Source organism: Bacillus sp. LNXM65, from assembly GCF_002998575.1.
In the GTDB taxonomy this organism is placed as follows: Bacteria; Bacillota; Bacilli; order Bacillales; family Bacillaceae; genus Bacillus.
This window is the reverse complement of the sequence record NZ_PVRB01000003.1, coordinates 404,539-430,985: the sequence shown is the minus strand read 5'-3', so window position 1 is coordinate 430,985 and position 26,447 is coordinate 404,539. Positions and strand designations below refer to the sequence as shown.

Here is a 26,447-nt window from a genome sequence, read left to right as displayed (position 1 = left end):
GTGATATTTATTTAAACCAATGAACCGCTTCAGGTTTCGTATTTCGATATACATGCTTCAGTTCCGTATATTCCTCAAGTCCGGTGCGTCCTAATTCACGTCCAAGACCTGACTGCTTATATCCACCCCAAGGTGCTTGAGCGAAATAAGGATGGAAATCATTGATCCAAACTGTGCCTAATCTTAATTGACGAGCCACTCTTTCGGCTTTTCCAATATCAGAAGACCACACAGCTCCTGCTAATCCATAAATCGTATCATTTGCCAGCTCGATCACTTCTTCCTCTGTTCGGAAGGATTCGACTGTCAATACTGGGCCAAAGACTTCTTCTTGGACAATCCGCATCTCTGACGTACAGCCTGAGAAAATCGTTGGCAAGTAGAAGAACCCATTTGAAAGCTCCTCTGTGTCAGGTCTTTTTCCGCCTGTTTCTAATCTTGCGCCTTCATCTAACCCAATGCTGACGTATTTCTCTACTTTTTCTCGATGCTCAGCTGAGATGAGCGGCCCGCTTTGGGTTTCTTCATCAAAGCCGTTGCCTAGCTTGATTTTTTTCGTACGCTTCACCAGTTCTTCTAAAAATTCATCATGAATGGATTCTTCCACTAGCAAACGTGAACCTGCTGAACATACTTGCCCTGCATGGAAAAACACAGCATTCATTGCCTGGTCAACCGCTACGTCTAAATCAGCATCTTGAAACACAATATTCGGATTTTTCCCGCCGAGCTCAAGGGCGATTTTCTTCACATTCCCACTGGCTCCCTGCATGATTTTCTTGCCTGTTTCAATACCGCCTGTAAATGAAATCAAATCTACATGTTCATTCACAGCAAGCTCATCGCCAACCGTTGCCCCTGGTCCAAGGACTAGGTTTGCAACTCCTGCTGGAATGCCTGCTTCTTCCATGAGTTGGAATATTTTGATCGTGGTGAGTGGTGTAATTTCACTTGGTTTTAAAACGATTGTGTTCCCTGCTGCAAGAGCAGGAGCGATTTTCCAGCTTGCTTGAAGCAATGGATAGTTCCAAGGAGTGATTTGCCCGCATACACCGACTGGCTCTCTGACTAATTCACTTTTTGAGTTCGGGATTGGTGACGCAATGATTTCCCCGCCATCTTTGTCAGCCAGACCTGCGTAATATTGGAACACGTTCGCAATATCGTCCATATCTGCTTTGCTTTCCTCTAATGTTTTACCAGTATCAAGCGATTCCAATTTGGCTAGTTCATCAAGATCACGTCTAATCAACTCAGCAATCTTAAACACCATATTTCCTCTTTCAAATCCAGGCTGGTTTGCCCAGTTCCCTTGATCGAAGGCTTTTCTCGCTGCTTTGATGGCTAGCTGCGCATCATTTCTTGATCCTTCGCTGACTGTCGCGATCACTTCTTGATTAAATGGATTGATGATATCCCGTGTGTCGCCACTTTTGGCGCCAACCCATTGCCCATCTATAAATAGTGTTTGACTCATAGAAGGAACCTCCTCTGATTCTCTTTGGTAAGTTTGTTAAATAAAAATTTAACATTTTGAACATAATTAACTTATCATGTTCAAATTTTTCTGTCAAAGGGAGATAGGCTTCATTTATTTTGACATTTTGTATTCTTTCGTTAACATATAGTCCATAAAGATTTTTTTGAACGTATTGAATTCTCTTAATAGAAAGCAGGGACAAGATGAAAAAGCAGGAACAGCCACAAGCAGAAGATCGTATTTTAGCTGCTAAAGATCTAGTCATTGATTCCATAGCTGAAACAATGGATCTCTATGGCATTACACGAAGTGCAGGTATTCTCTATGGGACCATGTATTTAAATGAGGAAATGACGCTTGATGAAATGCGTGAAGAGCTGCAAATGAGCAAGCCAAGTATGAGTACGGGTGTGAAAAAACTGCAAGACATGAATATTGTCAAAAAGACGTTTCACCGAGGCCAAAGAAAACACAGCTTTGTTGCTGAAAAAGACTTTTTTAAGTTTTTCACGAACTTCTTTCCGCAAAAATGGGAACGGGAGGTCGAGGTCAATTTAGCGGCGATTGAAGAAGCGCAAGAGCGGCTTCAAGAGGTTGCTAGTGATGATCAGTTGGAGGAACATGTAAGAGAGGAAGCGCAGCAGCTTCTTGAACAGCTTGAAAGCTCGAAAGCCTATTATGACTGGCTGAGACGCTTAGCGGACTCTGTACAATCAGGGGAGATCTTCGACTATATTCCGATTGATCAGAAAGATAAATAGGCGATATGTTTGCGTTTTACAGCTTGAATTTTACAGGAGGATTGATTATAATAAATTATGTCGTCATACTTCGGGGCATTAGCTCAGCTGGGAGAGCGCTACGCTGGCAGCGTAGAGGTCAGCGGTTCGATCCCGCTATGCTCCATCCGAAAAACCATTCTTGAGAGATCAAGGATGGTTTTTTATGTATATATTTCTTTTTGTTCTTTGTTTTTTCTTAACCTTATTATCTTTATGATTCGGTACATGATCACAGAGACATAAGCCGTGATGAGAATGATTGTGTAAGACACAGGAAAATCGCTCGTCATTCCGTGATAAACGAAATAGATGAGCAGCACTGACAGCATGATGACTTGGAACAGTTCCTTTTTCATTTTACTCTCCCCTTATGATAGATTCGGTCGATTATATCACAAATGATGTCATTTTTTATTAGCTATCAGCAAGGAAAAATCCCTTCACCTGCTGATAGCACTTTATGAATGATCACTTTTTCAGCAATTGTTCCATTTTGTTCTTCGTCTTTGGTCCGTAAATCCCGTCTGCCGCTAAGCCGTTCATGAGCTGAAACCGCTTGACCGCATTCGCCGTTTTCGGTCCATAATAGCCATCAATCCCATTGTTTTTTGCTCCTTTGTCTGGGTAAAAATAGAGGGAAGATAAGGCTTTTTGCACGGCTGTCACTTGAGATCCTTTTGTCAAGGGCTTGGTTATTTTTAAAATGCCAGATGGCAAATTTGACGATTTCTGTTTGGTCACGGGTGCTTTGTCTTTGTGGCTCAGGCTCTCTGTTCGGACTGGCTTTCTTGTGCTTTTGCTGCCGGTATGAGCTGTGGCTATTCCAGCTTTAAATTGATCCCATCGTCCGAGCAATTTCCTTGGACATTCTTTCCCACTCCAATGTTTATGGGGCACTACATTTGATAAAGGAATCCCCAAATCGCCCATCAGTTTCCGAATGAGCCATTGAGCATTTTCGACTGCTTGTTCAAAGTTGCCGTCTGTATTTTCACAAATTTCAATTCCGATTGATTTCATATTGCCATCGCCTCTGCCATCCCCTGCGTGCCAGCCGTTCTCGTTTAATGGTAAATGCTGATAAATGACCTGATTGTCGACAGTGTAATGCCAGCTGACCCCAGTACTTGAACGTGCAACAAACGCAGCGTGACTCCCCGCATTTGCACCTTTTGCAGTATTAGAGGTATTATGCACCGTAATATAGAGCGGCTTCATCCTATTTCCTGGTCTGTTGCGGTTGTGTTTTGGAATGTAGGCTTGAATGATATTGACCATATTGTTTCTCCTTCAACTATTATTTTGTTAGCCCTCTTTGTTTCAGGGTATCTTTTTGTAATTGACCTTTGTAGGTCACATAATTGTTTTTAAACCAAGCGATAACGGCTGTAACCATCGTAAAAATGGTGGAACCTGCTACATATAGTGCCTCACCGGCGGTTTGTACTTGCTCCTCACTAATCGGCAGCACCGTCTGTCCAAACATGACAAGCGTTTGATTGATGAGTGCAATAAAAAGAAGCACTGTGCGAATCACAGTGCCTTTGTCGAATGTTTTCATAATTTTTTCCTCCTATTTTAAATTCCGTTCAATTTTATCGAGTTTATCGATCACGACGTCATACTTCTCACTAAACTTTGCTAACACATCATTTTGCGCCTCGATTTGCTCATTGAGTTTACTTTCTCTTTCTTTTGTTGTATTGAGAACATAAAACAGAATCCAGCAAAAGAGAACGGCAAACGGGCCTTGTGTCATTAAGTTTTGGACGACATCTACTTCCATTGGAATCACCTTCTTTCTGGAAAAAAAATAAAGCCATTAGGCTTCGTATTTTTCTCCTGTTATGTCTTGATAGTCATCTGCCGAGATCCAGCCAATGCTTACATAAAATGCAATGTCCTCTGGACTGTAACACTGCCAGTCCCAAAATTTTTTAATATCTGCTACAGTTGGAAAGATCATTCTGAAGCCCCCCCTTTTTGCATAGTCAATAGCTGCGTTAATTGTTTTGATAATAAAGCATTTTGTTTCTTTAAAAGTTCTATATCACTTGGCGGGAGAGGGGCTGGTTTTAGGCTATCTATATACTCCTGTGTCGCTGATTCATACCATTGCTGTTTTTCCACATCAAATGCAGCTTTATAAAAAGAAGGATTATTGGGTGGTGCAATTGTTGTACATTGCTCTGGAATGATATAATTTCCTTCGTCATCCCTCTCAAACACTTCTATAGGTTTTACCAATTCATATTGATGATTGTATTCATAGACTTGTATCATACTATCACTTCCTTAATTTAATGGGACGACAGTGTCTAAATAGTAGCCAGTTACCGCACTTTCATTGGCTGCCAGTAAACCAGTTAGCTTTAGCTCTCCTGTCTTATATATAAGTAATTTACTATGACCCGTTGTACCTGATACGGGAACTGATACTACTAGGCCTTTATCTGGTAAGCCCGTAATTGGAATCTTTCCACAGATAACTTCTCTGTTGGCTATTAGGTGACCCCTCAACAATAATAAGTTTCCCCATTTAGCATACTGAACCGGTCTGTCTCCAATAGAGGAGCCATTGTTTAATGTGACATTTAGCCACTGAACATTTTCAAAATCAGCATCAGATATTAATCTTCGCCAGCCCTGCCAGCCTAAATTTAAATCTAGATAATTTGTAAAGACGTTATTACGATAATCTACAGCAATCACCCATCCGAAAGTCCCTTTGTTATTACTATCGGCAGATGTAAAGTGATAAAAACCACGTGCCGATAAAGCTGAAGGATTGTCCTGTACCCCAGCTGGAGAATAAAATGTGCCAAATGTTTTCCCAGTTTGAGTAATTTTATCGAACAAACTCTCTGTAGCTCCTACAGATACACGAACTCCACCCGTATCATTTGTAATTTTGATTAGCTGACTGCCATTCCATTTATTTAAATCTTCTTTACTCGGAAGTGGTGTCCAAGTAATTGTCGTATGACCAGAATTGTAGTAAAAACTGTAAGCATTCCCTGCTATGTCTACCGCAAAGCCTGACCCAATATTATTTTGACCTACTATTTGCATACCTCTCAGTGAAGTATTTGACGATGATGGAGAATCTTGGACTCCAGAAGCTGCATAAAATGTACATGTTCCTTTATCCTTAATTGCATCAAATATTTTTGAATCTGGTGAAACATCGATAAGCTGCATACCGTTATCTGCAGTTATTTTATAGATTTGTGAGTCATTCCATTTTTTCTTTTCTTCTTCAGACGCATGTACTCTCCCATCATTTGTATGTTTTAAGAGCTGCTCTAATAGTCCAGTATCATTTTCAAGTAGTACTTTGACCATGTCATTAAACAGAACTGCATGCGCTTTATCATTCACTTCAAAAGCTTTTGGTTCTTTTATTTCCATTCGACTTTCACTCCCTTGCCTTGAAATTTGATTCAATCTCTTGCAGCTGCTCTAAAGTGAGCATCCTTTGCTCGTATCCTGCATTTAGATCTTCCATCGAACAATCACCTAGTTCAACTGCTCGTTTGACCAATTCAGGTGTTACCCATTGGAAATATAATGCCATTACCCAATAATTCATGTTTCACTCTCTCCTTTAATGAAAAGGATGTCATTTTTTAACGCTTTTAGTTCGTTTGATAGAAGATCACATTGATGTTCAAGCTGTTTTCTCATCAGCTTTTCTTTTGCTACTTCTTGCGCTAGATAATCTAGCGGGAGCGGTGGTTGATACCTTGGATTGGCTTGTGATTCCTCCCACCATTTTTTCAATTCTTCTGTCGTTGGCTTTGGCACATCTAGAAGCCACTCGTTAATATACGAACCGTCTCCGTCATTTCTAAGTTCAAAATCCTTTTGCGGGTCCGCATTTGGGTATTTATACTTAATGGCTTCATATAAAATCATTAGAATCCTCCTACACTCTCGGGAAATTTCGGCCGCCAATTTCTGTAATGTCGAAATAGTTGTACCAGCCTGGGTTATCAGATACGTAGCGGCTAACGTCTCCGTCATATCCTACATATAGGTACATTTCTAAATAGTCCCCTTTATCAGCTGGTACATTGGCAGCACCATAAAGTCCCATACTAAAGCTCAACGCATCAGATGGGCTTGTCGGACTTTGTCTTTGATGTGCAATATTTTTATATCTTCTTCCATTTAAATAGATCGATAATTCAAAGTTTGCGTATCGTTGAAAGCTATCAATATAAACACCTGCATTCACTGAATACATTCCGTTCTCAGGACAGATGAAGCGATTATTTTTGATATCAAAATTGTTATGACTGTCTTTTATTTTTCGATTAAAAAGGACTTTTTGATACTCTCCTTTGGTTAATAACTGCTTCCCAGTTGTACCTATGTTGGCATGACAGAACCCAGAGATTTTGTGCCATTCAGTCCAGCCAGACCCCGTCCACCAATGACGGCACCATGTACCTGTGCTATCAAAATAACTGCCCGCTTCGTTTCCAGTCCCATAGTAATATTGAACAAATCGAAAGTTACTATATTTTTCATTTTTCACAAAGCCAAATCTCGTAGGATATCCAGTATCATTCGCTTGTCCAATATCCATGAACGTAATGCCAATTGGATATTCCTCACCGCTGACTGATGCATCTTGAATGGCTTGATCGCCTGTTAGTTTAAATAAGCTTTCATTGGTGATTCCCTCTATCTGTTGGCTGAGCGCATTGTCATTCTCTACTAGTGTGTCGACCATCCGGTTAAATAAGTTGGCATGTGCTTTGTCAGAGGTTTCAAACGGTAAAGGTGATTTGATGTCCATTTCATTCCCCTCCTTTAATAAATATCATCAATCTCAAAAACAAATTCGATGTCGCCGTCTTTTTGTTTGTCTGTCATGGTGCGGATGGCGGTGAATTTGCCGGCTTCGTCGACAAGTGCTAGTTCGTTGATGACTTCTCCTGCAAGTTCTCCTTCGGCGATCGTGCAGGTGTAGCGGATTTTTGCTGGTTCCATGAAGGTAAACGAATCAATCTCTTTTTGGACGAGTTCTTTTTTCAGTTTTTGTTCAGTGCCGTCTAGTGAGATCGGTTTGCCATCCTTCGTCCCGCCGTTTCCAAATGCCATTTTGACGACTTTTGTGAGTTTTGTTCCCTCTGCTCTTGCCTTTGCCATTTGTTGACGTGCATATAGTGTTGTTACGGTTAATTGATCAGCCATTGTGATCCTCCTTATAGCTCTATTTTTTGAGAAGTTGCTGCTAGCATTTTTGATCCGTCCAGCGGAACAGATCCATCGAGAATCCAGTAATGATCCTTGATCAGTAAGCTGCCGCCCTGTTCAGTTTGGACATGTACTGGCAATCGGAACGTCATCTTCTTTTTGGTTTGATGTGCCAGCTGGTTCTTTGTGCGTAAAGTCAGTGCCGCTTTTTGCCCTGTTTCATGTACAGCTCCAGTGATGACATAATTCATGCGATATGTGGTTTCTGACTTATGCTGAAGCGGCATTCTCATCTTCAACGAATGCCGAAAACGAGCAGGTACATCGGTTGAACCTCTTGTCCCGCTAAGATAAAACGTACCATTTAATACAAATTCACCATTCAGTAAAATCGGGATATGATCGAAAAAACCCACTCTGCTTCGCAGTGTGAGCCTCCCGTGATGATCATTTTTTTCATGTACATCGGTATGATGATATGCAGTGAACGTATAAGCCAAATGAGCCGGCTTTAACGTTTCAAGTATTTCTACAATATATCTAGTGTTTTGCAGGTCATCTAGGTTCACACGTAAGGCGAAATGATAGCGATTGGTGGTGAGACGGATGATGGCACTTGGATTTTTGAGAAAGCGATTCACCGATTTCTCTAATGAAAGATACGTGATCGGTGGAATGTTTGACATCATATTGAGTAAGCGTGCCCTGCGAAGTTCAATGGAGTCACCTGATTCTCGCTGCACCTTCAGCATTCTTTCCCATCTATTCAATCCCCATGTCGCAGTTAAAGGGAAGAACTGATCCGTTAAATCGAAAATGGATTCATCCAATTGCTCAAACTCCGGTGCTTCTGTTTTGAGTAGATGATCTACTTCATAAATCTCTGTAAAATATGGCGGCAAGTAGTTTTTCATTTCATCCTGTTTGCTCAATAACCTTCACCTGCCTCAGACGCGGTATCTCAATGTCCTGTAACACTAAGTTTTTCGATTCCCCATTCAATAACACGTTTGCATAATCTGATACACTTTCTGAATGGTACAGAATGTCATTTAAGGCGGACATTCGAATGGTACTCTTTTCAAATGCGATTGATTTCAACAGCGCTTTGACCTTTTCTTCTATTTCTTTCTGCGCTCCTTCAAGGGTCCAGTCCATTTGAAGTTCGACGGCTACTTCTATGTCAATATCCAGCCATTTGGCGCTTTCGACGGTTGCTTTTGAACCAATAGGCGCTTGTCCTTCCCCTTCGCCTGGTACTGGGTCGATATATTCCTGTACTCTTTTAACAAGCAGATCTGATGCAACATCTAGATTGCCGTCTGTGATGACAATTTTGACCGTCCCTTCTCCGTTCCAAAGCGGGAATACTTTCGCTCTGCCAACCCCTGTCACTTCCTCAGCCCATTTTTTATAATGCGCCTTGTTGGCACTGACAGCCTCCCGCCTAGCACGTATTAAGTAGCGATCATATAACGAAGCGTCATCTTCTTCCTCTTGTCCTGGTATCACCAGTTCTTTCATGGTAATCGATTCGAGTCCTGGAATTGTATCAAGTGATAGCAGCGGCTGATCTGTTAATTGACCATTGCCGATCTTGCCAGGTGTCTCGCATTCTAGCGTGCCTTCTTTCGAATATTGGAAATAGACGTCTTCAATAAAAAACCGTGAGCCAACTGGGATGTTGATATCCTCCGGCTGAATAGCTGCGGACCAAATCGCTTTAGTGGCTGGTTTTCTTTCAATTCCTACTTCAGCAGCCCGCCGATCTAGAAACTCTCCTTGTGCTGTATCTGCAAAGACCAGCTCGAATACTTGATCAAGCCAAATATAGGACTGGGCTAATTCAGCGGCAGCAGGTGCCAAGGCATTCCAAATGACGCTGTTTTCTCTTTTATCTATGTCATCTGGCAATCTGTCCAGCATTCTTTCTATCAATGCTTCATACGTTTGTTCCTCAAACATCGCCCTCCATCACCTCCTCTATTTCTAATGTGCCTTCATCTGTGACAATAGCTAGCTTGACATGAAACGAGTCATTTTGCTTTGTGACCTCTAATTCTTCAATATGATCAATCCGTTCGTCGACAATCAATGCTTCCTCTAGCAGTCTCGGAATCTCCATTTCTTTGTATTCATCCGTGGCTTCTGTATCCGTCAATAGCTCCTGGATTTCAGTGCCAATGTCGTGGCTGTAGATAGGATATGCATACCGCTCTGTCCTGAGTGTCATATAAACGAATTGACGAATTGCTTCAATGCCTGAAATGGTTTCACCTGTCAGTCTGCCAGTTTCAACATCTATTCGATACGTCGTCGAGGTTTCCACCTCTTCGTCTTCTTCTGTTTCCTCGATTTCTTCCTCTGGTGAAAGTGCCACGTTCATCACCTCCCTTACAATTTGTCGATGATGTAGAAGGACTGCCCTCCTGCCATTGCGAGCACCATAATGCTGTCTCCCCTTTTCAGTTCATCATCCTCACCCTTATTTAGGCGCTTTGGCCAAATCAGTAATTCTTCCGGAATGACCAGCTTATAGTTTTCATTTAACCGGATGCTTACAGGAGAAACTGCCGTGACTTCTCCAACCACCAGATCAATTGGAGAGGCGGCATCTACAGCATTCACTGCTAATCGTTTAATCGCTTCACTTAACCTCACGCTTGATCACCCTTTGGGATGGAATTTTTCTCAACGACATCAATTGTCATGGTGTGTTTCACCCCACTGAATTCATGTTTGTCTTGATCGATCCAGTAGGTTTTTTTTACGTTGATTTCAGGGATTTTTAAATAGATTGGAAGACCGCTTTGCAGATCAGGAATGCCTAGCGCTTGTATGCTTTTGATTTCTTGCTTGACGCCTTTTTTCTCTGCCAGCCGTACTTTGGCTCTTTTTTGTAGCTGCGGCTGGTTGATTTGCCCTGTAACTGTCTCAACATGCTGTAAAATACCGTATTTACTCTGACCTGCTTTATCCTGTTCGACCACCACAATCTCTGATTTGCTGCCTTTTTTCTTATTCTTTCCCTGTTCATCTGCAGACGTGCGCAGTTTGACACGAGTGGCTGTCTCTTCAATCGAGGTGCTGTACTGATAACCAATGAGATTGACGCCTGATTCAATGACCCATACGTCCTCTGGATCTGGCCAAGCTCTCAGCCCCATCTTTCCTTTAGCAGAATAGATTTGATAGTTTCTACCGGTTTGACGCTTTGTTTCTTTTAACGCTTTCAGAATCATGTCATACAAACTCGTATCGTTTTTAAACACTAGTGATTTTATGACATGTCCTGTATTGGCGATGGAGGTCATTGGAATTTGAAAGTCAGCCCCTATCCGCCTCAAGATTTGATCTGCCCTTTGTTTTGAAAAAACATAGACATCTTGGTTTTTCACCAAATATTGAAGCATGTCGTATGCGGTAAAGGTCAGCTTCCCTTCAACAGGCGTCCGGGAAAACACAATGCCTCTGAACAGCTCTTTTCCTTTCCATTTAAAAAGAACCGTGTCCCCTTCTGAGACACGGTAATATGTTTGACTGCCTTGTTTAGTGATAATATTTGCCTGAATAGAGCGAGGGGCTTGATACCTTTGCCCCTGAAGTGTCACACTCTCTGTGACAAGCTCATACATGGTGCCGCTTCTGATGGCAAAAAGCTCGATCAATGCCAGCCCCCCTATTGTGGTATTTTTAACCTTTGTCCAGGGAAAATCCAATGCCCCGGCTGCTTAATATTGCGTTTGCTACGTTTAATCATCGCTAATTTATTGGCATTCCAAATACGCCGCCATTTTGTACTGTCGCCATAAAATCTGCCTGAAATAGCCCATAGCGTATCCCCTTTTTTGACGGTGTACATTTTTGGTGGTGTTTTTGAAGGCCTTTTCTTTTTCGTTTGTTTTGCTTTTTTCTTTCGTTTAATTTTCCTAGGCGATGCGGTTTTGTATTCCTTTAACTCGATCGTAAATTCACGATCGCCAATATCATATGACCCTTCTTTATGGGTGAAGCTTTCAATGCTGCACGTCATATTGATTTTTGTCCCCGTTACAATCAGCCGCACCGACTTCTTTGAACGCATCATTCGTTCTATTTTCGCTATCGCATTCTCCGGTGATGGAATGCTTTTATATTCAGCAATTGGCGAATATTTCTTAGGAAATAATGAAGTGAATGATACTTGCTTAGCCGATGGGACATCAATAAAGGTCAGTTCTCCAAAAGAAGCAACCTTTACCGTTTCATTTTGTACGTTATTTGTGATTTCAAGTTCGGATGGAAGGACAGGGAATCGCAACTTGTCCTTTCCTTGGGAAATCCACAATTGATACACTGATTTACCCATCGATCACGACCCCCTTCGTTCCTGTATGAAGCTCTACTTCCAGTTCATCTACGAGCATTTGTCTAATTTTTTCGACAAGCGATTGCTGATCTTGTCCATTATGGAAATGCTGATCCCCATTGAATTGAATGGTAATTTGCTTATTGCCTGACGCTGTTGTACCACTAGAAGACTGAGCTGAGGTGACTTGCTGCATTTGTGATTCTGGTAAAGGTGCAGACGCATTTGCTGGGTCATATACTTGCATCCCAAGTGCTTTGGCTGCCTGCGTTAATAAATATCTCCCTCGAATCCCTCTTTCTTCAGGAATAATCCATTCGCGTTTGTTTCCTTCTCCGACTCTAGCAACCTGCTCCTGAGTAATCAGTCCACCATTTGCGTAGCCTTTATAAGGCCCGCCTCTTCTCATACTTCGTAATCCCGGTGTATTGAAGACTGTTCCATATCTGCCCTTAATGTAGTTAATGGCTGCTACAGCATTATGAATTGGGTTCCAAATGTCATTCATACCTTTGCCTTTATTGGAGTTAAACGTCGGTCCAATGGTTTGCATTAAGCCTTTAGAAGGCGTTCCCTTTTTAGCGTTGGAATCCCATAAGTTGATTGCTCTCGGATTTCCATTCGATTCATGCTGTGCAATGGTCATAAGACCTGGAAGCCAGTTCATCGATGTGCCAGTTGCCATGAGAGCTGCCATGAGCCATTGCTGAACACTAAGACCTGAAGCCCCCATACCACTGAAAGCTCCGATTAATGAACCAGCCTGATTTTCAGCAAACTTTTTCACATCCACTGAGTCGAGCCCTTTAACGACACCGATCGATGCAAATTTCCCAAGACTCATCATGACGCGTGAAGGGGAATGAATGTCTAATTCCTCTCTAAACGCCTGCTCCACTTTCTTCGCCATTTCTTTGGCAGCTTGTGTGACTTCACTTGCTTTTGAACGCATGCCGTTGTTAAAGGCATCCATCATTCCTGAGCCCCAGCCTGGTGATTCTTGTTTTGCTTGTAGGAATGGTTGTTTGATGTGCTGATCTACGTATTGGCTAGTACCAACTGATGTGGCATTTTGACCTGTGGCAAAACCATTAACTGTTCCAGAACCCCAAGTTGGTGATGCTGTCATCACTTGTTGGTATGGTGCTTTTACACGACTTTGCAAAAAGCTGTCTGTTCCTGTGGGTGTCACCTGCTGACCATTCGCAAAAGCAGCAACTGTTTGCTGACCATACTTACCTGAGTCTGAGGTCAATTGAGCAAAAGGCTGCTGAATATTCTTTTGCTTCCATTGATCAAGTGTAATCACTTTTTGATTTAATCCTTGTTCAAAATCCTTATTAAATTGCTCGCCTATGCTGGAGGCTTGAATGTTCCCAGTCATCGAGACAGATCCGTCTATTGAACCGACAGAAGATGATGAAGCTACTGCTGTAGGAGCTGGAGAGCTTGATACTTGATTTCCAGCTGCTCCGCTTGGCATAACAGACATTCCAAGATGAGAAGCAGCCTGAGCAAGCAGCATCTTCCCGCGTCCTCGGTTATTTTGAGTTGGAATAACAAATTCGTTACCTGCTTCTCCGACCCATGATAAGGTTGGCTGGGTGATATAACCGCCTGTAGCTTTTTTGTCAGGGTCTCTTCCTAATACCTTATTCACTACTAAATTAACAGCACCGCCACCCATATCAAAAATCTTTTTAACCCAGTCAAAAGCTTTAGAAAAACCCTCACTTATGGCACCTGCTACTTTCACGATCGGTGTCTGAATATTATCTTTAAACCATTTGGATAATCCATCCCATATATCTGTCACGACTTTATAAGCTTCTTCAAACTTTTTACCGAAACTGTCTTTAATGGTTCCTACGGTATCTACAAGTGGATTCCACACATTTTCCATAAACCATGACGATACAGCTCCAAAGATTGATTGTATCGTTTTCCATGCATTTGATAATGCTGTCCAAATCCCTGTAGCGACTGTAACGACTGTGCTGCTTAGCGGTGTCCAAACGTTTTCAATAAACCAACCCGCTACTGCACTGAACGTTTCTTGTATCCATGTCCAGGCATTCACTAAACTTGACCAGATGGTCGTTGCTACCGTAACGACTGTGCTGCTTAGCGGTGTCCAAACGTTTTCAATAAACCAACCCGCTACTGCACTGAACGTTTCTTGTATCCATGTCCAGGCATTGACTAGACTTGTCCATATGGTCGTTGCTACTGTGACGACTGTATCGCTTAGCGGTGTCCAAACGTTTTCGATAAACCAGCCCGCAACTGCACTGAATGTTTCTTGAATCCATGTCCAGGCATTCACTAGACTTGTCCAGATGGTCGTTGCTACCGTAACGACTGTGTCGCTTAGCGGTGTCCAAACGTTTTCGATAAACCAGCCCGCAACTGCACTGAATGTTTCTTGAATCCATGTCCAGGCATTGACTAGACTTGTCCATATGGTCGTTGCTACTGTGACAACCGTACTGCTTAATGGTGTCCAGACATTTTCTGTGAACCAACCCGCTACTGTTGACCAAACTTCGACAATTTGATTTTTGATTTCAATGGCTTTTTGGCCAATCTTTTCAAATCCGCCGCCATCAAACCATTTTCCAATTGTTTCACCGATAGATTCTCCGCCCATACTTCCAGCGATGCCGCCTACTAGACCGCCGATGGCTGTACCTACCCCTGGAACTACGCTTCCAATAGCTGCACCTGCTGCAGCACCTGCCATCCCGCCAGCGATGCCGCCTCCAGTCGTACCGATCTTTTCACCAGCATTTTCTTTGTTCATACCGATTAGATTTGTTGCACTAAGTACACTTCCTAGAATAGGTACTTTCTTTAATAACTTGCCGCTCCCTTTACCTATATTTTTCACCGCATCCCCTAATCCACTTAACCCCTTGCTACCTTTCACTAAACCCGTAAGTCCGCCAACTGAAGCTGCGATACCCGCACCTTTCTTTAGTCCACTAGGGATTTTTCCAAATAATTTACCTGCATTTGTTTTCAGTTTCCCTAATTTACTTGGAGGTCTTCTATTCATTTCGGTTCTTGTTGTGGCATTTTGGTTTGTAGATTGTCTTGGTGATTGACCATTTCTATTTTTAGTTTTAGTAGATCCTCCCCTGCTTAAACCTCTTGCACAACAGGGGCAACAACTATTGCGAAACAAGCCTTTTCCACCTCGCGGCTGAGGTTTCGTTTTGGGAGCTGGATTTGTTGGTGCTGTTGTTGGTGCTGTTGTTGGTGCTGTTGTTGGTGCTGTTGTTGGTGCTGTTGTTGGTGCTGGAGTGGCACTTTCACTTGATTGATCACTTGCACCAAAGAGACGATCTAATCCAGTCTTCACCAATTGATCTAGTTTTTCTTCAGGATTAAATTTAATCTTCTCTTTAATTCTTCCGATCACATCTTGTTTGTAATCTTCCATTTTATTTTCAACCCAAGGAAGTGCTTTTTCATCCCAAAACTTTCTAGGACTCAATTTTTCCTTCACTTTGTCTGCAACGTCACCTGCATATTTTTGAATTTCATTTAATCCTTTATTGGCAAGGTTTTGAAGCCAACTCTGTTTAGATTCATCTGTTTTCACTGATGGACTAACAGCCTCAGGCTCTTTTTTTATGTTTTGTTCTTTCACAATCGACTCAGCCTGATCTCGTTTTTTCAACTTACTCTTTGCATTGTCTTGAACAGACACTCTGATTTCGTGTTTAGACATCGTCAAGCTTTTGAGTGTCTTTTTGATTCGTTGAATTGCAGCGGTGGCTTGGTCAACCATGTTTAATCTCATATAATACGTTCTGTTCATGAGCTGAAGGATAGATTTTTTGATCGATGACATTTTACCTGACAATTGATCGTTTAGTTTAAACGTCAGCAGAATGGGGCTTGTTCCCGCTTGTTTTAAACGGTTTATGCTGGATTTAATGACATCTAGTCCCTTCGCTTGAATGGATATGACCAGATGATTTGGGAGCATATTTAACTGATTGTTTAATGCTTTTAAATCACGATAGATTCCCTTATCCAGTCTCATGGAAAATACTGAAATTTTCCGAAGCGATAAACTGAAGTTTCTTAACTTCTTTTCATCTATTTCCAGGTTTATTTTCACTGGTTTTCTAAATGGTTTTAGCTGCTTCTCAAACGTTTGAAATCGTTTTTGAATGCGCATAAGCTTCTTCGATACTTTGTCTTCTAATTCAAATCGTGCAGTGAGTTTCGCCAATTATTTCCCTCCTTTCTTTGCTTCTTTTTCTAGCATGTCTAGTTTGTAGCTGATGAGTCCGAATAGGAATGCTTTGAACGGTCTTGGTGATTCGTATAAATCTAGGAGTTCAGATGGGGAGTAGTGAAGCTCGTGCATGGCGTAATATAAAAACACGGCTTCTTTATCCCCATCTTTTATTAGTTTTTTGCTGCGTCTTCTAAATCTTCAATTTCGTCTTCGAATCCGTTGATTTCAATGGCTTTGTTTAACCAGTTCGCATATTCACCGCCAACTGACAGGACGCGTTTTGCTACTTCAACTGGATCTTGTGTGCTGTAGGCTTCCCTTAATTCCTTTGAGCGGAAATCTGGATAAATGGTCGATTCAATCGCAATTCGTGCGTAGAAGCGCTGACTGTCTAAGTCCTTTACGCGGCCTCTGCCTTTGACATTTTTGAAGGTCGTATTTTCTTTTTCCAGTTCATCAATGCGTTCAGTTGTAATGGCTTTAAAGACAAAAGGAATGACATTCCCTTTTTTATCAACAAAACGCTTAGAAATCGGTACTTTGACCTCTTCCGCTTCTACTGTTTGTCCTGGCATAAAAAATGAAAGATCAAATGTTTGTTTTTCGCTCATGTTTAAAAACTCCCTTTGTTATGTTTTTTTGAATGCAAAAAAGCACATCCATTTTTTGAATGTGCTTTCCAATCTTTTCATGTATAATTTAATTTGTACAATTGAATGGCTTGCTCAAGGGTGTCTGGCTCATCCCCGATAGGAAGGGGGTGATGCTCATGTCAACATTTCAAGCGCTTATGTTAATGCTTGCATTCGGGTCATTTATCGTTGCCCTGTTGACGTATATAGACAAAAAATAGACTCCCCTTGAGCTTTGGACGGTTGAAGGGAAAGTCTATCCTTAAAACTATCTAATTGATTAGCCAGCCCCTTGAGGGCCTCATTGTACATTGCCGGGATGTTGACGCATCCTGGCTTCTTTTTATTTTATGCAAAGTACTTTGCATGTAAACATATTTCTAAGAAACTTTTTGGGGTTACACAGTAACTCTTTTGTAGCTACTCTGTAACTATGAAAAATTATACCATATCGTTGAATAAAATAAAAATAACATATATTTTCGTCATTCGTAATGCCTTTTTCAATTGTAATTAGAAAGAATTCTTCAGCTTTTCAGGAAGATCAAAGTCCTCGAACGTAAACGGAACTTCTTCTTCAAGCGCCTCTGAATCAACATCCAGTCCAGCGATTTTAGCTGAATCAAAGTTGACATCAAATAATGTCACACGCTCAGTGCCTCGGCCTGATGACTTATCGTCAATTACAGCCTGAAGAGTGAAATATGGGTCTTCCCCTTTTTTCACATAGTTGAGCATTAATTGAACGAAACGTGACGTGACTTTATAGAATGTTGCCGTTCCTGTTCCGTTTGCCCCTGTTGTTTTATGACCAGTCATTCGGCGGCCCATCACATTGACTTCTGATTTGTTTTTCTCCACGTTTGCTTCAAACGTTTTGATAAAGGCAAGCTCCTCACCTTCTAAGAAAAGACGACCTTCTTTACCTGAAATTGTATTTTGCGCTTTAAAAGCCATCTTACTTCACCTCCACATTGAAATAGAATTTTTCTGCTGCATCTACTGGTTGAACCGCTAGATCGATGATAAATCCATCACGATCTTCATTGAGACCGATCACGATATCTGTTTCTGAGTTAAAGCCTGTAATGCCGCTGCCATCTTGAAGCTGTGTGAGATACTGAGTAATCAGTGTTTTCACAAGCTGCACCCCATCATCTGATGCTGGAATGTCATTGCCATTGGCTTTGCGTAATTTAATCAGATTTTTTAATTCGAACGTCAAATCATTGTTGATCGCATCAAGCACACGAATGATTTTGTTTTTCGCCATTTGCTGGTTCTTTTCAGCTGTAAAGCTTGTCAAGGAGTTAATATCTTTTTCAACACTCACGGTACGATCTCTCGCATCAAAGGTGAACAGGAACTCCCCTTGTGATAATCGGTATTCTACTTGATCATTATCAAGGCGTTCTAATGTATCCACTGCTCCTTCGTATTCTACAAAGGTCAGTGACTGATTGAAGTTTGCACCTGCACTTGCACCTGCGACCCATGCTGTTGCTTGAGCAGGCGTTAGTTCTGTTCCATCTTCCAGCACAACACCGCTTGTCACATTGATGATGCCTTCTTGGTCAGCTGCATAGTTGGCCACAACTCCTTGCACCTTACGTCCTTGCTTATCACGTAAACGCTCGATAAATGAAGCGAAGGTCGCTTTTAATTGCTCACTATTATCGATCGGGAGAGCAATAACATCAAAGTATTCTGTTTCTGCTGCTTCTAGGAAAGCTGTATAATCTGCGACACTTGCCACACCATTTTTCCCGCCGCTTAGTGCCACACCAGCCGTGATGACGGCTTCACCTTCACCAGAAAATTGAACATATTTGTTTTTCACAAGATCTTTGACATCCGTGACAACCTGCTTATCCACAATATCTGTTCCAAGATAAGTGATGACGTCACGCTTTGTGCTATCAAGTACATTTTCTGCCACTTGTACAGTGATCTCATTTCCTTTTAGACCGCCATAATTGGCTGTGACCACAAAGTTTTCTGCGATTTCAGCTTTGGCTGGCTCCCCTTCGTTTAGGCGGTAAAGCAAGACCGTTTGTGCTTTTTTCTTTGCTTCACGGAAAAGAAGAAGCGACTTGTCATCAATATTGAGTCCAACCTTTTTATTTAAGTCTTCCATATTGGAAACGGAAATAAAGGTTTTTGGTTCTCCCCAGCTCATCACAAGAGGAAGTGCCACCGTACCTCGATCGCCTAAAGTAATTCGCTGCTCTGCTGTTGTTTTAAAATTAAAGTAAATGCCAGGACGCTTTTTCTCTGTACCTGGTGTAAATGTGCCTCCGTTCATCCTTTAAACCTCCTTGGACAAAAAAGCATCAATGTGCTTTTTCGCTTCCGTTTTTGTAATTGGTTGATGTTTGATATAAAAAAGAGCACCTTCAAGGATTTCTGGTTTAACCCCAAAAAGATCCTTACTGTGCTCCTTTAAGGCTTCAAATGAAAAGCCAAATTCTTTTTCTTCGCCAGCTGTTTGAGCGGGCTCTGCTTTTTTAGTCTTGCTCACGTTTGATCACTCCATCTGAAAAGTTGATATCTTCAAGGCTTGCTTGTTTGTCTCGGTTGTACCAATAACTGCTATCCCACGTCAGGACAATCGCTGCTACGCCTTGATCTATCATTCTGGTTTCCACTCTTTTTATGCGGACATAATCATCAAGCACCTTTCCATCTTCACTCATCATCTGAATCATTTGACGATCAGCAAGCAATGCATCAACAATTGTTTCTGCCGCGTCATGCGCTTTTCCTGTATCCATATGAAACACTTTTACTTGCAGCGAATAAGATTTCATAAACGTAGATACCGTATCTGGACCGCTGATGACTGTTACGGGCGGCACATAAACGGATGGCACTTGAAAACGCTCTGGCAAAAGTCGATCATACATTGTCACAGGAAAGTGTGTGTAAATATAATGCATGATTGCCCCGACTTCTTGATTCATTTCATCACCTCCCAAAATGTCGATCGAACCAGCTTTGAAGCTTTCGATCCAGCGACTGTTCAAACATTTGCTCATAGAGCATGACAGCATGATCCCAGTAGCCATTTCCATCTATCCATTGAGAGGCAAGCATCATTCCTGTCTTTGCATTCGGATCATATTCAAAGCGGCTGCCAGCCCATCTGCCAGGCACCCATCTTCGCTCTCCACTTGAAGAAGTAGCATGTCCGTCATTAACATAGGAGGCATATTCAAGCTGCGTTCCCACTTCAAGCGTGAGACCACCTTTTGACATAAGAAAATGATTCTCCTTGTCTCCTTGCGTAAAGGAGCTTAGAAGCCGGCCTGTATCGACAGCATTCTCCTTGATTAGCTCATCCTGAATGATGTCCAAAAGCTCTAGGCCCATGTCTTGCAACAAATCTTGATATTCTGCTTTTAAGCCGCCGGCACACGCTGTTTCCAGCTGTGAAAGCAGCCGGTCAAGTCCATCAATTTTCATAGATTTTCCTTCCTGACTGCCATCACTTCAATGTGATGATTTTTCACTATTTTGGGCTGCTGCAACTTAAGTGAGACGCCGTTCCACACCATTTTGTCATGCAGGCGAATATCACTTGCTAAAGGGAAATGGACAAGATAGGACTGATAAATAACTGTATTCGGCTCTTCTTGCACAAGGGACTGATTCTTTTCTATGACATAACAAGCCAGATCTGTCAGGCTAGGAGCATCGGGATAGGAAAGAGTCATTTGTAAGTCATCAGCTGGAACCCCGAATTTTCCTCGGGAAGCCTCCTGATGTTCAAGGTGAAAAAGATCACAGCGGTCTGTTAATAAAGAGTGATAACTCATAATGATCTCACCTTTAATTTGGTACTGCCGCCAGTTAATGATGGTTCAATGTAATCGACAAGCAGGGCATATACATAAGGTTTGCCTTTCACTTGATCAGCTGCCTTCGCATATGAATAATCACCCATTTTTTCTGACGTAAAGCCTTTCATCATAGATTCGTCATCATTCAGCATGGCAAAATATTGGGCCATTTTTAATAATGCGATTCTTGCTTTTTCAGGAAGGGGCTGATATTTTTCGCTTGAGAAATCATGACCTACGATCTGAAATACCGCAGCTTCGGCTTCGATAATATCTGCTGTCAGTCTTTCTACAGATCGATTTTTCACACGCTCAAATACAGAATAGGCTTGCAGTTCTTCAGGAGAAATAATCATGGCCTGCCGTCACCTACTCTTTCACTTTCATCACTTTTGCTACAGCATCCTCTTCCTCAAATTTGCTGTCTAGCTTCGCTGTCAGGACAATAATAAATTTACGGCTGCGAATATCTTTTTCTACTTCAATTCGAATATTACGAGAAAAACCTACGATAATATTTTTAGGGTGTGTCAGCAAAATATCTGATACGTCTGTTCCCGCTTCGTCATATGGCTGCATATTGGCAAGACCTTTGACTGGCACACCGAATGCAGAAGAAAGTCCGCCTTGAATGACCGCATCTCCGAGATTTGTCTGACGGTTTGCTACTTGATCCTTCCACTCAACCTCTAAACTTGGGGATGTGTAGAAACGGAAATCCTGAGGTACACGTAAATATTTTGACGGCATCGCTTTATAGGCTTGTTTAAACATTTGGCGGCTAATTTCCGCTCCATTTGCATCAACAATATGAGATACTGCTTGTTTTCTCACGCCATCCATTTGGGCTAAAAATGGATCTGATGAAGTCGTATCCCCATTGACGATGAGCTCTTCAATATCGACCGCCGCTCGTTCAGCCAGCATTTGCATAATTGTCTGCTGGATTCCGTCTTTTTCAATATTGTTTTCAATACTGTCGTAGGTCATGTGAATCTCTGCAATGACCTCTTTCGCATTTAGCTGGACAGTGCTTGTCGCTGGGACAACACGGTCTTTTGCATCAAGCGCTTGGCCTTCTTCTGCTGGGCGCAAAATACGCTGGCCAAAGCCGATTTTTTCGATTTTTTGTGAATCACTTTCCATCGGAATGATGCGTGCATCATTTAAAACGGTTGGTGTGTTTTGCATCATTCTAATGAATGTGTTGGATTGGGTTGCGTTCATGAGACCGCCGGTTTTTAAGCTGGCAAGTGTCATTTCAGCCTTGCGAATCAACTCTTGATTTCTCACACTGTTTCCTCCTTATTTAGGCTTATAGTAAGCCATCCCATATGGGTGTTGTTGTGTCGTTTTGTGTATCGTGGATTGTTTGTTTTGACATGCCCCGCGCCTTTTCAAGCATGTGAATTCGTTCTGAAATAGGCAAAAGCTGCTGCTCAAGCACTTCCTGCACCGCTGCTTTTTCTCTGCTGGCTGATTTCTCTAAGGAAGAGAGCTGCTGACGAATCGGTGCAACGACTTGCTCGAGCACTTTTTGGACAGGTTCTTCCCCGGTTTGATCTGTTTCTTGTTGTTCAGCCTGCTGTAAGACGTTTTCGATGGCCTTTTTTGCTTTTTCGAGCTCTCGTACTTGATCTGTCGTCAAAGCAGCATCTTCCTTTTGTACGGCGGCTGGCCTTTCACCAATCGTTTGAAGTACATCCTCTGTCTTCAGGATATCCTGCATGATTGGAATGAGCTGTTCTAAGGCAGCTCTTACATCCACCTCATCACCATCACTTGACTGTAAGGTTTCCAGCAGATGGTCTAAAACGTTCCAAAATGATTGTGACATGTTTGCACCTTCCTCTTTTAAAAAGAAATTTTTCAGCAAAGAAAAAAGCCCTCTCTCATTCGTGCCTTGAGATAGAAGCTGATCTTGTTCTTCTATGGCGACGATGTCCGCCGTTCCAGCCATTGAATAGCCTGTAATGTGGCCCTTCTGAATTTGATCCCAAATCTCTTGGGAAGCTTTTGTCACAAGCACCCAAGACCCTTTTCGAATCAGCTCCCCGCCTACCTCTACATCAGCCGGAGCAATATACGATTCAACCACTTCGCCAACACCATCCTGAAAATCATGCTGCTTGTCAATATGACGGGCATCCTTCATAAAGCCGTGTGCCGCTCTTTCAATTTCCTTGGCTGTCATAAAGTCTTGATGTGCATCAGGCGTATTCGGTTCATACACGACACCGTACACGAGGCGATGAGCATCTTCAGCCTTTGTCAGGACACTGACCTCCTTTTGAAAGTCAGGCCGCTTTTTCTTTGCTTTCATCAAAAAGAATTTCTTCTTGTTCGCTGCTTTGTCCACGTAGGAAACATGCGTAATTTTAGCGTTTTTTAGTTCTCTTGGCATATGTTCACCCCCTTTCAAAAAAGTGCACGCGCTTCTGTTTATTTCGTCAGCTGGTCCGGCTCTGGTTGAGGCTTTTCTTCAGCTGTTTTCATGCGGCTTTCTAAAGGTCGGTGATATAGTTCCTCAGGCCATTCTTCTAGCGTTTTTCCGAGAATTCTTCCTGCTAGATCGCGCAAATCGTTAGGTGACACTGCCCCAGCCTGAATAAATGGCGTCAGTACCTTGGCAATCTCTAATGGGTCTCTAAAATCAGGACCATTTAATAGAAAACGGACATGCCAAATATCAAGATCCGGCAGGAAAAGAGTATTGAGTTTTCCTGTGATGAGATGCCGTTCCGGCTGAAATACCTGCTCTTCTGTTGTTTTACGCGCCGTATCTGCTGTCGCTTTGTTATAGTCTTGAGACTCACCTGTGTAAATTGGAGGAAGGCGAAACGCAGAGCGGATTTTGTTTCTTGTTTTTTCATCGTATTCTAAAAAGAGCGCATCTTCTTGCAGGATCTCGGCTAGGGATTTAAAGTTCACTTTGACATTTGAGACATCTTCTTCTCCCGTTAACCCTTTTTCTGTCGGTAGACCTTCAACTTCAAGCAATAGAAACTTATGTGCATGATCAGATCCTTCAATATCGTCCATATAATCTTGAAGCTGCTGATAAGAGGATTCTGACAGCATGCCATTTTCGACAATAATGGCACCTGGTACATGCCGCCCTTGTTTAAAATAAAGATAGTTCAGCTCCTCTGCCTTGCGAGCACCGTACATATTGACGATGTTGCCAATCCAGCGGGGAATCCCATATGTTCCACTGCCAATTTTAAAATGAATCACTTCTGTTGCGCGAAGCGGCTCTGGTGTGGTGTCATCGTATTTGCCTGTTTCACAGTGCAAAATGCGCGGATCACCATACTCCTTGAAGAAGACCTTCTTTTCGTTGATCACCTGCACATATTTACGGAATCGTTTCTTTCGATTCATTGTCTTCAATTCGCCATTTTCTGTGTACCTGAATTCGACGTCGACTGGCTCACTAAGCTTGCAAATGCGGATATGAAGCGCATCTAAATACTCGATTCCTGCCGGCTTTCGTTGTCCATCTCTCAGCACCTCTAAAAAACCATTGCCCGTTTTCTCTCGGTCTTCGAGGACATAGCCAAGAATCACATCAGCGGACTCATCATAGTTCATGTACTTCGTAAACTCTTCAAGTCTTGTCCATTCCTTCTCTGCGGCTTTCTTTTTTGCCGGTTTTACACCTTCTGCATTAAAGTCAAAGGCGTATTCCACCCCAAATCCAAAGCCTAAAATATTCGTTTTGTACGCATCAATACATTGCTGAAGAATGGTTGAATATTCTGCCATGCTTTTTAATTCATTGATGTTGTAAGGCGGGGGAACAATGTCATCTTTTTCATAGGAAAATTCATCTGCATACATTTGTTTTGTATGATCAGACATGTTTGCCTTCATAATCGTTGCTTTCAATTGTTTCATTGTATGGACCTCCTCTCTCTGTTTGGACGGACACGCTCTGAGGCGGTCTGTTTCAAATCCGTCACTTCATAATCATCCAGCGCATACCAGATCGCTGATAATGTGTGCGGATCGATTTGAAATGTATCTTCCTCTAAACGTCCATCCTTATCTGCCTTATAGGTCAGTGATTGAAGTTCATAGATTGTATACGGACAAGCATCAGAGCAAATGATTTTCTTAAACCGTTTGATCTTTTTCGTATACTGCAAACGCGAGCCTTGGAACTTATGTGCTGCCACCATCTGAAATCCACGCTGCCGAAAATAGTGAATGGTTTTAGGCTCGGCTGCATCGGCTTTGATGAGTTCCTTTGATTCAATGAACTCTTTTAGATCAACGGCTGTTTCATCATCTGTTTTCCCGCGGTCGTAATATTCCCAGTAAATATATAAGTACTTTTTTTCATGATCGACGGCTAATCGAATGAGCGCATTGTACGATTCAACAAATCCAAAATCCATGCCTGCTCGTTTCAGCGGCCTGTCAATCTGCTGAATCGCTTCTAATACATCAGAATGATTTCTCACCTCAAATTGAGGAAAAACCTTTGTTCCATTGATGCCAAAATAGCCCTTCCTCGCAATTCGATAGAGGTCTGGGTCGTATTCTTTCAGCTCATCCAGCTGCTTCACATAGCTTTTAGGGAGAAATAGATTATCTTCCGCTGTGGAGTGATGGTAGTACGTATCCTTGATGACAACGGTGCGCTTTTTGTATAAGGTTTCGTCATCTAGGACAAATCGCTTCAGCTGTTCATCTCGAAAGAAATGTCTGTACGTCCAATTATCTTGACCAACAGGATTGGTCGATAACATCATATAAAGCGGTAAGGACGGATGCCTCAGCCTTCCAAGCAGCTCTTTAAAGCCTTCATAAGAAACCTCTGAACACTCTTCAATCCAAATGATCGAGATGTTGTTGATCGATTTCAATTTCTCAGGCTTGTCCAGTCCTTTGAATAAGATGCTGCTGCCATTTCGAAACGTCAAGGCAAGCGGCGAACTTCGGCACTTCACCACACGATCGATGCCAAGATCGCTGACGATCTCTTGTAATAGAGAAAATGTTGATTCACGGTGCGTATCATATACTTCTCGAATGACAAGTGCTGTCCGTTTTTCTTCCAGCAGCTTTAAAATGAGTTTTAACGCAATGTGATAGCTTTTGGAGGAGCCGTAGCCGCCTACTAAAAATTGAAACTTCTGATTCCAATCGAATAGAAAGTGTTCAAAGTGAGGATTGACTTCTTTTTCAATCAATGGCGTCATGAGTTATCCTCTTTCCGCTTAATCATGATGTGAAGATCTTCCTCTTTTTCTTCACGCACTGCTTTTTTTGTTTTTTCGATGGTCAGTTCAATTTGCTTTAGCCTTAATCTTCGTTCATCCTTCGCATGTGCGAGCTCTTCAAACTGTTTAATGAGACGCCTGAGCTCTCCCATTGCACGGGATTGGGCATTTAAAAAGGTGGCATGCCGATCCCACGAAAATTGAAACGAATATTCTTCTGTGCTGATTTCTTGTTCTGGCTGAATGCCTTCTACTGTTTCTTCTAATGAAGAAGGCTTGTATGCCGCCTTTTTCAGCTCTTTGATCATGTCCTCTTGATCTGACACATACATGATGCGCTGCGCCCGAATAATGGCAGCATATTGAATTTGAATTTGATCCCAGATTAAATCAAGCGATGTACGCCCGCCCATTTTCTCCATGATTTCAATCGTTTCATCTGACAGAAACTGATTGAAGATCGAGTGTGCCTGCTTTGACGAATCTTTTTGCCTTTGCCATCCGTATCGTCTTTTCCATGATTTCACGGTATGGATCGAGACATTGTAATGATCAGCAATTTGCTGGTACGTCATCCCTTTCATATAATCTTGCTTGGCTCCTATCCGTTTATCTTTCATTTACATTCACCTGCCGCCTCCTTTTAATTCGAACGATTTCCTGTGAAGG

The 26,447-nt window shown here is 42.2% G+C and carries 35 protein-coding genes and 1 tRNA gene; 3 read left to right on the top strand and 33 right to left on the bottom strand.

The genetic code is table 11. The features are described from left to right. Positions 1 to 7: 7 nt before the first annotated feature. Entirely contained in the window at positions 8 to 1,477 is a 1,470-nt protein-coding gene (betB, locus tag C6Y03_RS08310; protein WP_106039154.1) for a betaine-aldehyde dehydrogenase, read from the bottom strand. A 206-nt stretch (positions 1,478 to 1,683) separates the two neighbouring features. Between betB and gbsR the strand changes: the two genes are divergently transcribed. Further along, entirely contained in the window at positions 1,684 to 2,241 is a 558-nt protein-coding gene (gene gbsR, locus C6Y03_RS08305; protein ID WP_106039153.1) for a transcriptional regulator GbsR, read from the top strand. Between the two features lie 72 nt (positions 2,242 to 2,313). Further along, positions 2,314 to 2,386 (top strand) — tRNA-Ala (locus C6Y03_RS08300). A gap of 37 nt (positions 2,387 to 2,423) precedes the next feature. Here C6Y03_RS08300 and C6Y03_RS08295 read toward each other — a convergent pair. The 20 genes from C6Y03_RS08295 to C6Y03_RS08200 form a co-directional block, all read right to left on the bottom strand. Then, on the bottom strand, positions 2,424 to 2,618 hold the full coding sequence (locus tag C6Y03_RS08295; RefSeq protein WP_106030401.1) for a hypothetical protein: 195 nt from the start codon (positions 2,616 to 2,618) through the stop codon (positions 2,424 to 2,426). Positions 2,619 to 2,730: 112 nt separating this feature from the next. Beyond that, complete coding sequence (locus C6Y03_RS08290; RefSeq protein WP_106039152.1) at positions 2,731 to 3,540, bottom strand: peptidoglycan recognition protein family protein; 810 nt, start codon at positions 3,538 to 3,540, stop codon at positions 2,731 to 2,733. 19 nt (positions 3,541 to 3,559) lie between these two features. Further along, positions 3,560 to 3,823, bottom strand: a complete 264-nt coding sequence (locus C6Y03_RS08285) for a phage holin (protein ID WP_034659731.1) — start codon at positions 3,821 to 3,823, stop codon at positions 3,560 to 3,562. 12 nt (positions 3,824 to 3,835) lie between these two features. Next, positions 3,836 to 4,048 carry a BhlA/UviB family holin-like peptide gene (locus C6Y03_RS08280; protein WP_066030499.1) on the bottom strand — a complete coding sequence of 71 codons (213 nt, stop codon included), beginning with the start codon at positions 4,046 to 4,048 and terminating at the stop codon, positions 3,836 to 3,838. Between the two features lie 36 nt (positions 4,049 to 4,084). Beyond that, positions 4,085 to 4,228 carry an XkdX family protein gene (locus C6Y03_RS08275; RefSeq protein WP_189318225.1) on the bottom strand — a complete coding sequence of 48 codons (144 nt, stop codon included), beginning with the start codon at positions 4,226 to 4,228 and terminating at the stop codon, positions 4,085 to 4,087. Continuing rightward, entirely contained in the window at positions 4,225 to 4,545 is a 321-nt protein-coding gene (locus tag C6Y03_RS08270) for a hypothetical protein (RefSeq protein WP_106039151.1), read from the bottom strand. The genes C6Y03_RS08275 and C6Y03_RS08270 overlap by 4 nt, the downstream gene beginning before the upstream one ends. 12 nt (positions 4,546 to 4,557) lie before the next feature. Further along, the gene (locus C6Y03_RS08265; protein ID WP_106039150.1) at positions 4,558 to 5,673 is read right to left on the bottom strand and encodes a hypothetical protein; all 1,116 of its coding nucleotides are present in this window, start codon (positions 5,671 to 5,673) and stop codon (positions 4,558 to 4,560) included. A gap of 7 nt (positions 5,674 to 5,680) precedes the next feature. Then, on the bottom strand, positions 5,681 to 5,854 hold the full coding sequence (locus C6Y03_RS08260) for an XkdX family protein (protein ID WP_106039149.1): 174 nt from the start codon (positions 5,852 to 5,854) through the stop codon (positions 5,681 to 5,683). Further along, entirely contained in the window at positions 5,851 to 6,180 is a 330-nt protein-coding gene (locus C6Y03_RS08255; protein WP_106039148.1) for an XkdW family protein, read from the bottom strand. Before C6Y03_RS08255 ends, C6Y03_RS08260 begins: the two co-directional genes overlap by 4 nt. A gap of 10 nt (positions 6,181 to 6,190) precedes the next feature. Then, a complete protein-coding gene (locus tag C6Y03_RS08250) occupies positions 6,191 to 7,069 on the bottom strand; it encodes a hypothetical protein (protein ID WP_106039147.1) in 879 nt (292 codons plus the stop codon). 14 nt (positions 7,070 to 7,083) lie between these two features. Further along, positions 7,084 to 7,467 (bottom strand): phage tail-collar fiber domain-containing protein, encoded by a 384-nt coding sequence (locus tag C6Y03_RS08245; protein WP_003212666.1) that lies wholly within the window; start codon positions 7,465 to 7,467, stop codon positions 7,084 to 7,086. Between the two features lie 11 nt (positions 7,468 to 7,478). Then, positions 7,479 to 8,402, bottom strand: coding sequence for a YmfQ family protein (locus tag C6Y03_RS08240; protein WP_106039146.1), 924 nt, complete (start codon positions 8,400 to 8,402; stop codon positions 7,479 to 7,481). Then, the gene (locus C6Y03_RS08235; RefSeq protein ID WP_106039145.1) at positions 8,386 to 9,435 is read right to left on the bottom strand and encodes a baseplate J/gp47 family protein; all 1,050 of its coding nucleotides are present in this window, start codon (positions 9,433 to 9,435) and stop codon (positions 8,386 to 8,388) included. The genes C6Y03_RS08240 and C6Y03_RS08235 overlap by 17 nt, the downstream gene beginning before the upstream one ends. Next, positions 9,428 to 9,850, bottom strand: a complete 423-nt coding sequence (locus tag C6Y03_RS08230; protein ID WP_106039144.1) for a DUF2634 domain-containing protein — start codon at positions 9,848 to 9,850, stop codon at positions 9,428 to 9,430. The genes C6Y03_RS08235 and C6Y03_RS08230 overlap by 8 nt, the downstream gene beginning before the upstream one ends. A 14-nt stretch (positions 9,851 to 9,864) precedes the next feature. Next, positions 9,865 to 10,131 (bottom strand): DUF2577 family protein, encoded by a 267-nt coding sequence (locus C6Y03_RS08225; protein WP_106039143.1) that lies wholly within the window; start codon positions 10,129 to 10,131, stop codon positions 9,865 to 9,867. Then, positions 10,128 to 11,138 (bottom strand): XkdQ/YqbQ family protein, encoded by a 1,011-nt coding sequence (locus C6Y03_RS08220; RefSeq protein WP_066030492.1) that lies wholly within the window; start codon positions 11,136 to 11,138, stop codon positions 10,128 to 10,130. Before C6Y03_RS08220 ends, C6Y03_RS08225 begins: the two co-directional genes overlap by 4 nt. A gap of 11 nt (positions 11,139 to 11,149) precedes the next feature. After that, positions 11,150 to 11,818 (bottom strand): LysM peptidoglycan-binding domain-containing protein, encoded by a 669-nt coding sequence (locus tag C6Y03_RS08215; protein ID WP_003213616.1) that lies wholly within the window; start codon positions 11,816 to 11,818, stop codon positions 11,150 to 11,152. Continuing rightward, the gene (locus C6Y03_RS08210) at positions 11,811 to 16,064 is read right to left on the bottom strand and encodes a transglycosylase SLT domain-containing protein (protein ID WP_223260741.1); all 4,254 of its coding nucleotides are present in this window, start codon (positions 16,062 to 16,064) and stop codon (positions 11,811 to 11,813) included. The genes C6Y03_RS08215 and C6Y03_RS08210 overlap by 8 nt, the downstream gene beginning before the upstream one ends. Next, positions 16,065 to 16,202 (bottom strand): hypothetical protein, encoded by a 138-nt coding sequence (locus tag C6Y03_RS08205; protein ID WP_095285871.1) that lies wholly within the window; start codon positions 16,200 to 16,202, stop codon positions 16,065 to 16,067. Positions 16,203 to 16,243: 41 nt separating this feature from the next. Continuing rightward, entirely contained in the window at positions 16,244 to 16,684 is a 441-nt protein-coding gene (locus tag C6Y03_RS08200) for a phage tail assembly chaperone (protein ID WP_008344099.1), read from the bottom strand. Positions 16,685 to 16,836: 152 nt separating this feature from the next. Here C6Y03_RS08200 and C6Y03_RS08195 point away from each other — a divergent pair, with 152 nt between their 5' ends. After that, positions 16,837 to 16,926: a putative holin-like toxin gene (locus C6Y03_RS08195; protein WP_081311383.1), complete on the top strand. Its 90-nt coding sequence runs from the start codon at positions 16,837 to 16,839 to the stop codon at positions 16,924 to 16,926. Between the two features lie 292 nt (positions 16,927 to 17,218). On the opposite strand, the gene C6Y03_RS08190 is transcribed toward C6Y03_RS08195, so the two are convergent. The 12 genes from C6Y03_RS08190 to terS are packed head-to-tail and all read right to left on the bottom strand — an operon-like array spanning position 17,219 to position 26,398. Continuing rightward, entirely contained in the window at positions 17,219 to 17,662 is a 444-nt protein-coding gene (locus C6Y03_RS08190; RefSeq protein ID WP_003213309.1) for a phage tail tube protein, read from the bottom strand. A gap of 1 nt (position 17,663) precedes the next feature. Continuing rightward, a complete protein-coding gene (locus tag C6Y03_RS08185; protein ID WP_066030490.1) occupies positions 17,664 to 19,010 on the bottom strand; it encodes a phage tail sheath family protein in 1,347 nt (448 codons plus the stop codon). A gap of 3 nt (positions 19,011 to 19,013) precedes the next feature. Further along, a complete protein-coding gene (locus tag C6Y03_RS08180) occupies positions 19,014 to 19,226 on the bottom strand; it encodes a YqzN/YkzM domain-containing protein (protein WP_003212736.1) in 213 nt (70 codons plus the stop codon). Further along, complete coding sequence (locus C6Y03_RS08175) at positions 19,213 to 19,668, bottom strand: phage tail terminator family protein (protein WP_106039142.1); 456 nt, start codon at positions 19,666 to 19,668, stop codon at positions 19,213 to 19,215. Before C6Y03_RS08175 ends, C6Y03_RS08180 begins: the two co-directional genes overlap by 14 nt. 4 nt (positions 19,669 to 19,672) lie before the next feature. Then, the gene (locus C6Y03_RS08170) at positions 19,673 to 20,170 is read right to left on the bottom strand and encodes an HK97 gp10 family phage protein (RefSeq protein ID WP_060597157.1); all 498 of its coding nucleotides are present in this window, start codon (positions 20,168 to 20,170) and stop codon (positions 19,673 to 19,675) included. Next, on the bottom strand, positions 20,167 to 20,523 hold the full coding sequence (locus C6Y03_RS08165; RefSeq protein WP_034659744.1) for a YqbH/XkdH family protein: 357 nt from the start codon (positions 20,521 to 20,523) through the stop codon (positions 20,167 to 20,169). Before C6Y03_RS08165 ends, C6Y03_RS08170 begins: the two co-directional genes overlap by 4 nt. Next, the gene (yqbG, locus tag C6Y03_RS08160) at positions 20,520 to 20,903 is read right to left on the bottom strand and encodes a protein YqbG (RefSeq protein WP_060597160.1); all 384 of its coding nucleotides are present in this window, start codon (positions 20,901 to 20,903) and stop codon (positions 20,520 to 20,522) included. The genes C6Y03_RS08165 and yqbG overlap by 4 nt, the downstream gene beginning before the upstream one ends. A gap of 13 nt (positions 20,904 to 20,916) precedes the next feature. After that, the gene (locus C6Y03_RS08155) at positions 20,917 to 21,840 is read right to left on the bottom strand and encodes a phage major capsid protein (RefSeq protein ID WP_034659746.1); all 924 of its coding nucleotides are present in this window, start codon (positions 21,838 to 21,840) and stop codon (positions 20,917 to 20,919) included. Positions 21,841 to 21,862: 22 nt separating this feature from the next. After that, a complete protein-coding gene (locus tag C6Y03_RS08150; RefSeq protein ID WP_106039141.1) occupies positions 21,863 to 22,951 on the bottom strand; it encodes an XkdF-like putative serine protease domain-containing protein in 1,089 nt (362 codons plus the stop codon). A 38-nt stretch (positions 22,952 to 22,989) separates the two neighbouring features. Continuing rightward, positions 22,990 to 24,447, bottom strand: coding sequence for a phage portal protein (locus C6Y03_RS08145; RefSeq protein ID WP_106039140.1), 1,458 nt, complete (start codon positions 24,445 to 24,447; stop codon positions 22,990 to 22,992). Next, positions 24,444 to 25,757, bottom strand: a complete 1,314-nt coding sequence (locus tag C6Y03_RS08140; RefSeq protein ID WP_106039139.1) for a PBSX family phage terminase large subunit — start codon at positions 25,755 to 25,757, stop codon at positions 24,444 to 24,446. Before C6Y03_RS08140 ends, C6Y03_RS08145 begins: the two co-directional genes overlap by 4 nt. After that, entirely contained in the window at positions 25,754 to 26,398 is a 645-nt protein-coding gene (terS, locus tag C6Y03_RS08135; RefSeq protein ID WP_060597166.1) for a phage terminase small subunit, read from the bottom strand. Before terS ends, C6Y03_RS08140 begins: the two co-directional genes overlap by 4 nt. Positions 26,399 to 26,447: the final 49 nt, after the last annotated feature.

What these genes read in the sequence shown, in the direction of transcription:
- betB (WP_106039154.1), bottom strand. Translation starts at nt 1,477, where the DNA reads ATGAGTCAAACACTATTTATAGATGGGCAATGGGTTGGCGCCAAAAGT.
- gbsR (WP_106039153.1), top strand. Translation starts at nt 1,684, where the DNA reads ATGAAAAAGCAGGAACAGCCACAAGCAGAAGATCGTATTTTAGCTGCT.
- C6Y03_RS08295 (WP_106030401.1), bottom strand. Translation starts at nt 2,618, where the DNA reads ATGAAAAAGGAACTGTTCCAAGTCATCATGCTGTCAGTGCTGCTCATC.
- C6Y03_RS08290 (WP_106039152.1), bottom strand. Translation starts at nt 3,540, where the DNA reads ATGGTCAATATCATTCAAGCCTACATTCCAAAACACAACCGCAACAGA.
- C6Y03_RS08285 (WP_034659731.1), bottom strand. Translation starts at nt 3,823, where the DNA reads ATGAAAACATTCGACAAAGGCACTGTGATTCGCACAGTGCTTCTTTTT.
- C6Y03_RS08280 (WP_066030499.1), bottom strand. Translation starts at nt 4,048, where the DNA reads ATGGAAGTAGATGTCGTCCAAAACTTAATGACACAAGGCCCGTTTGCC.
- C6Y03_RS08275 (WP_189318225.1), bottom strand. Translation starts at nt 4,228, where the DNA reads ATGATCTTTCCAACTGTAGCAGATATTAAAAAATTTTGGGACTGGCAG.
- C6Y03_RS08270 (WP_106039151.1), bottom strand. Translation starts at nt 4,545, where the DNA reads ATGATACAAGTCTATGAATACAATCATCAATATGAATTGGTAAAACCT.
- C6Y03_RS08265 (WP_106039150.1), bottom strand. Translation starts at nt 5,673, where the DNA reads ATGGAAATAAAAGAACCAAAAGCTTTTGAAGTGAATGATAAAGCGCAT.
- C6Y03_RS08260 (WP_106039149.1), bottom strand. Translation starts at nt 5,854, where the DNA reads ATGAATTATTGGGTAATGGCATTATATTTCCAATGGGTAACACCTGAA.
- C6Y03_RS08255 (WP_106039148.1), bottom strand. Translation starts at nt 6,180, where the DNA reads ATGATTTTATATGAAGCCATTAAGTATAAATACCCAAATGCGGACCCG.
- C6Y03_RS08250 (WP_106039147.1), bottom strand. Translation starts at nt 7,069, where the DNA reads ATGGACATCAAATCACCTTTACCGTTTGAAACCTCTGACAAAGCACAT.
- C6Y03_RS08245 (WP_003212666.1), bottom strand. Translation starts at nt 7,467, where the DNA reads ATGGCTGATCAATTAACCGTAACAACACTATATGCACGTCAACAAATG.
- C6Y03_RS08235 (WP_106039145.1), bottom strand. Translation starts at nt 9,435, where the DNA reads ATGTTTGAGGAACAAACGTATGAAGCATTGATAGAAAGAATGCTGGAC.
- C6Y03_RS08215 (WP_003213616.1), bottom strand. Translation starts at nt 11,818, where the DNA reads ATGGGTAAATCAGTGTATCAATTGTGGATTTCCCAAGGAAAGGACAAG.
- C6Y03_RS08205 (WP_095285871.1), bottom strand. Translation starts at nt 16,202, where the DNA reads ATGCACGAGCTTCACTACTCCCCATCTGAACTCCTAGATTTATACGAA.
- C6Y03_RS08200 (WP_008344099.1), bottom strand. Translation starts at nt 16,684, where the DNA reads ATGAGCGAAAAACAAACATTTGATCTTTCATTTTTTATGCCAGGACAA.
- C6Y03_RS08195 (WP_081311383.1), top strand. Translation starts at nt 16,837, where the DNA reads ATGCTCATGTCAACATTTCAAGCGCTTATGTTAATGCTTGCATTCGGG.
- C6Y03_RS08190 (WP_003213309.1), bottom strand. Translation starts at nt 17,662, where the DNA reads ATGGCTTTTAAAGCGCAAAATACAATTTCAGGTAAAGAAGGTCGTCTT.
- C6Y03_RS08185 (WP_066030490.1), bottom strand. Translation starts at nt 19,010, where the DNA reads ATGAACGGAGGCACATTTACACCAGGTACAGAGAAAAAGCGTCCTGGC.
- C6Y03_RS08175 (WP_106039142.1), bottom strand. Translation starts at nt 19,668, where the DNA reads ATGAATCAAGAAGTCGGGGCAATCATGCATTATATTTACACACACTTT.
- C6Y03_RS08170 (WP_060597157.1), bottom strand. Translation starts at nt 20,170, where the DNA reads ATGAAAATTGATGGACTTGACCGGCTGCTTTCACAGCTGGAAACAGCG.
- C6Y03_RS08165 (WP_034659744.1), bottom strand. Translation starts at nt 20,523, where the DNA reads ATGAGTTATCACTCTTTATTAACAGACCGCTGTGATCTTTTTCACCTT.
- yqbG (WP_060597160.1), bottom strand. Translation starts at nt 20,903, where the DNA reads ATGATTATTTCTCCTGAAGAACTGCAAGCCTATTCTGTATTTGAGCGT.
- C6Y03_RS08150 (WP_106039141.1), bottom strand. Translation starts at nt 22,951, where the DNA reads ATGCCAAGAGAACTAAAAAACGCTAAAATTACGCATGTTTCCTACGTG.
- C6Y03_RS08145 (WP_106039140.1), bottom strand. Translation starts at nt 24,447, where the DNA reads ATGAAACAATTGAAAGCAACGATTATGAAGGCAAACATGTCTGATCAT.
- C6Y03_RS08140 (WP_106039139.1), bottom strand. Translation starts at nt 25,757, where the DNA reads ATGACGCCATTGATTGAAAAAGAAGTCAATCCTCACTTTGAACACTTT.
- terS (WP_060597166.1), bottom strand. Translation starts at nt 26,398, where the DNA reads ATGAAAGATAAACGGATAGGAGCCAAGCAAGATTATATGAAAGGGATG.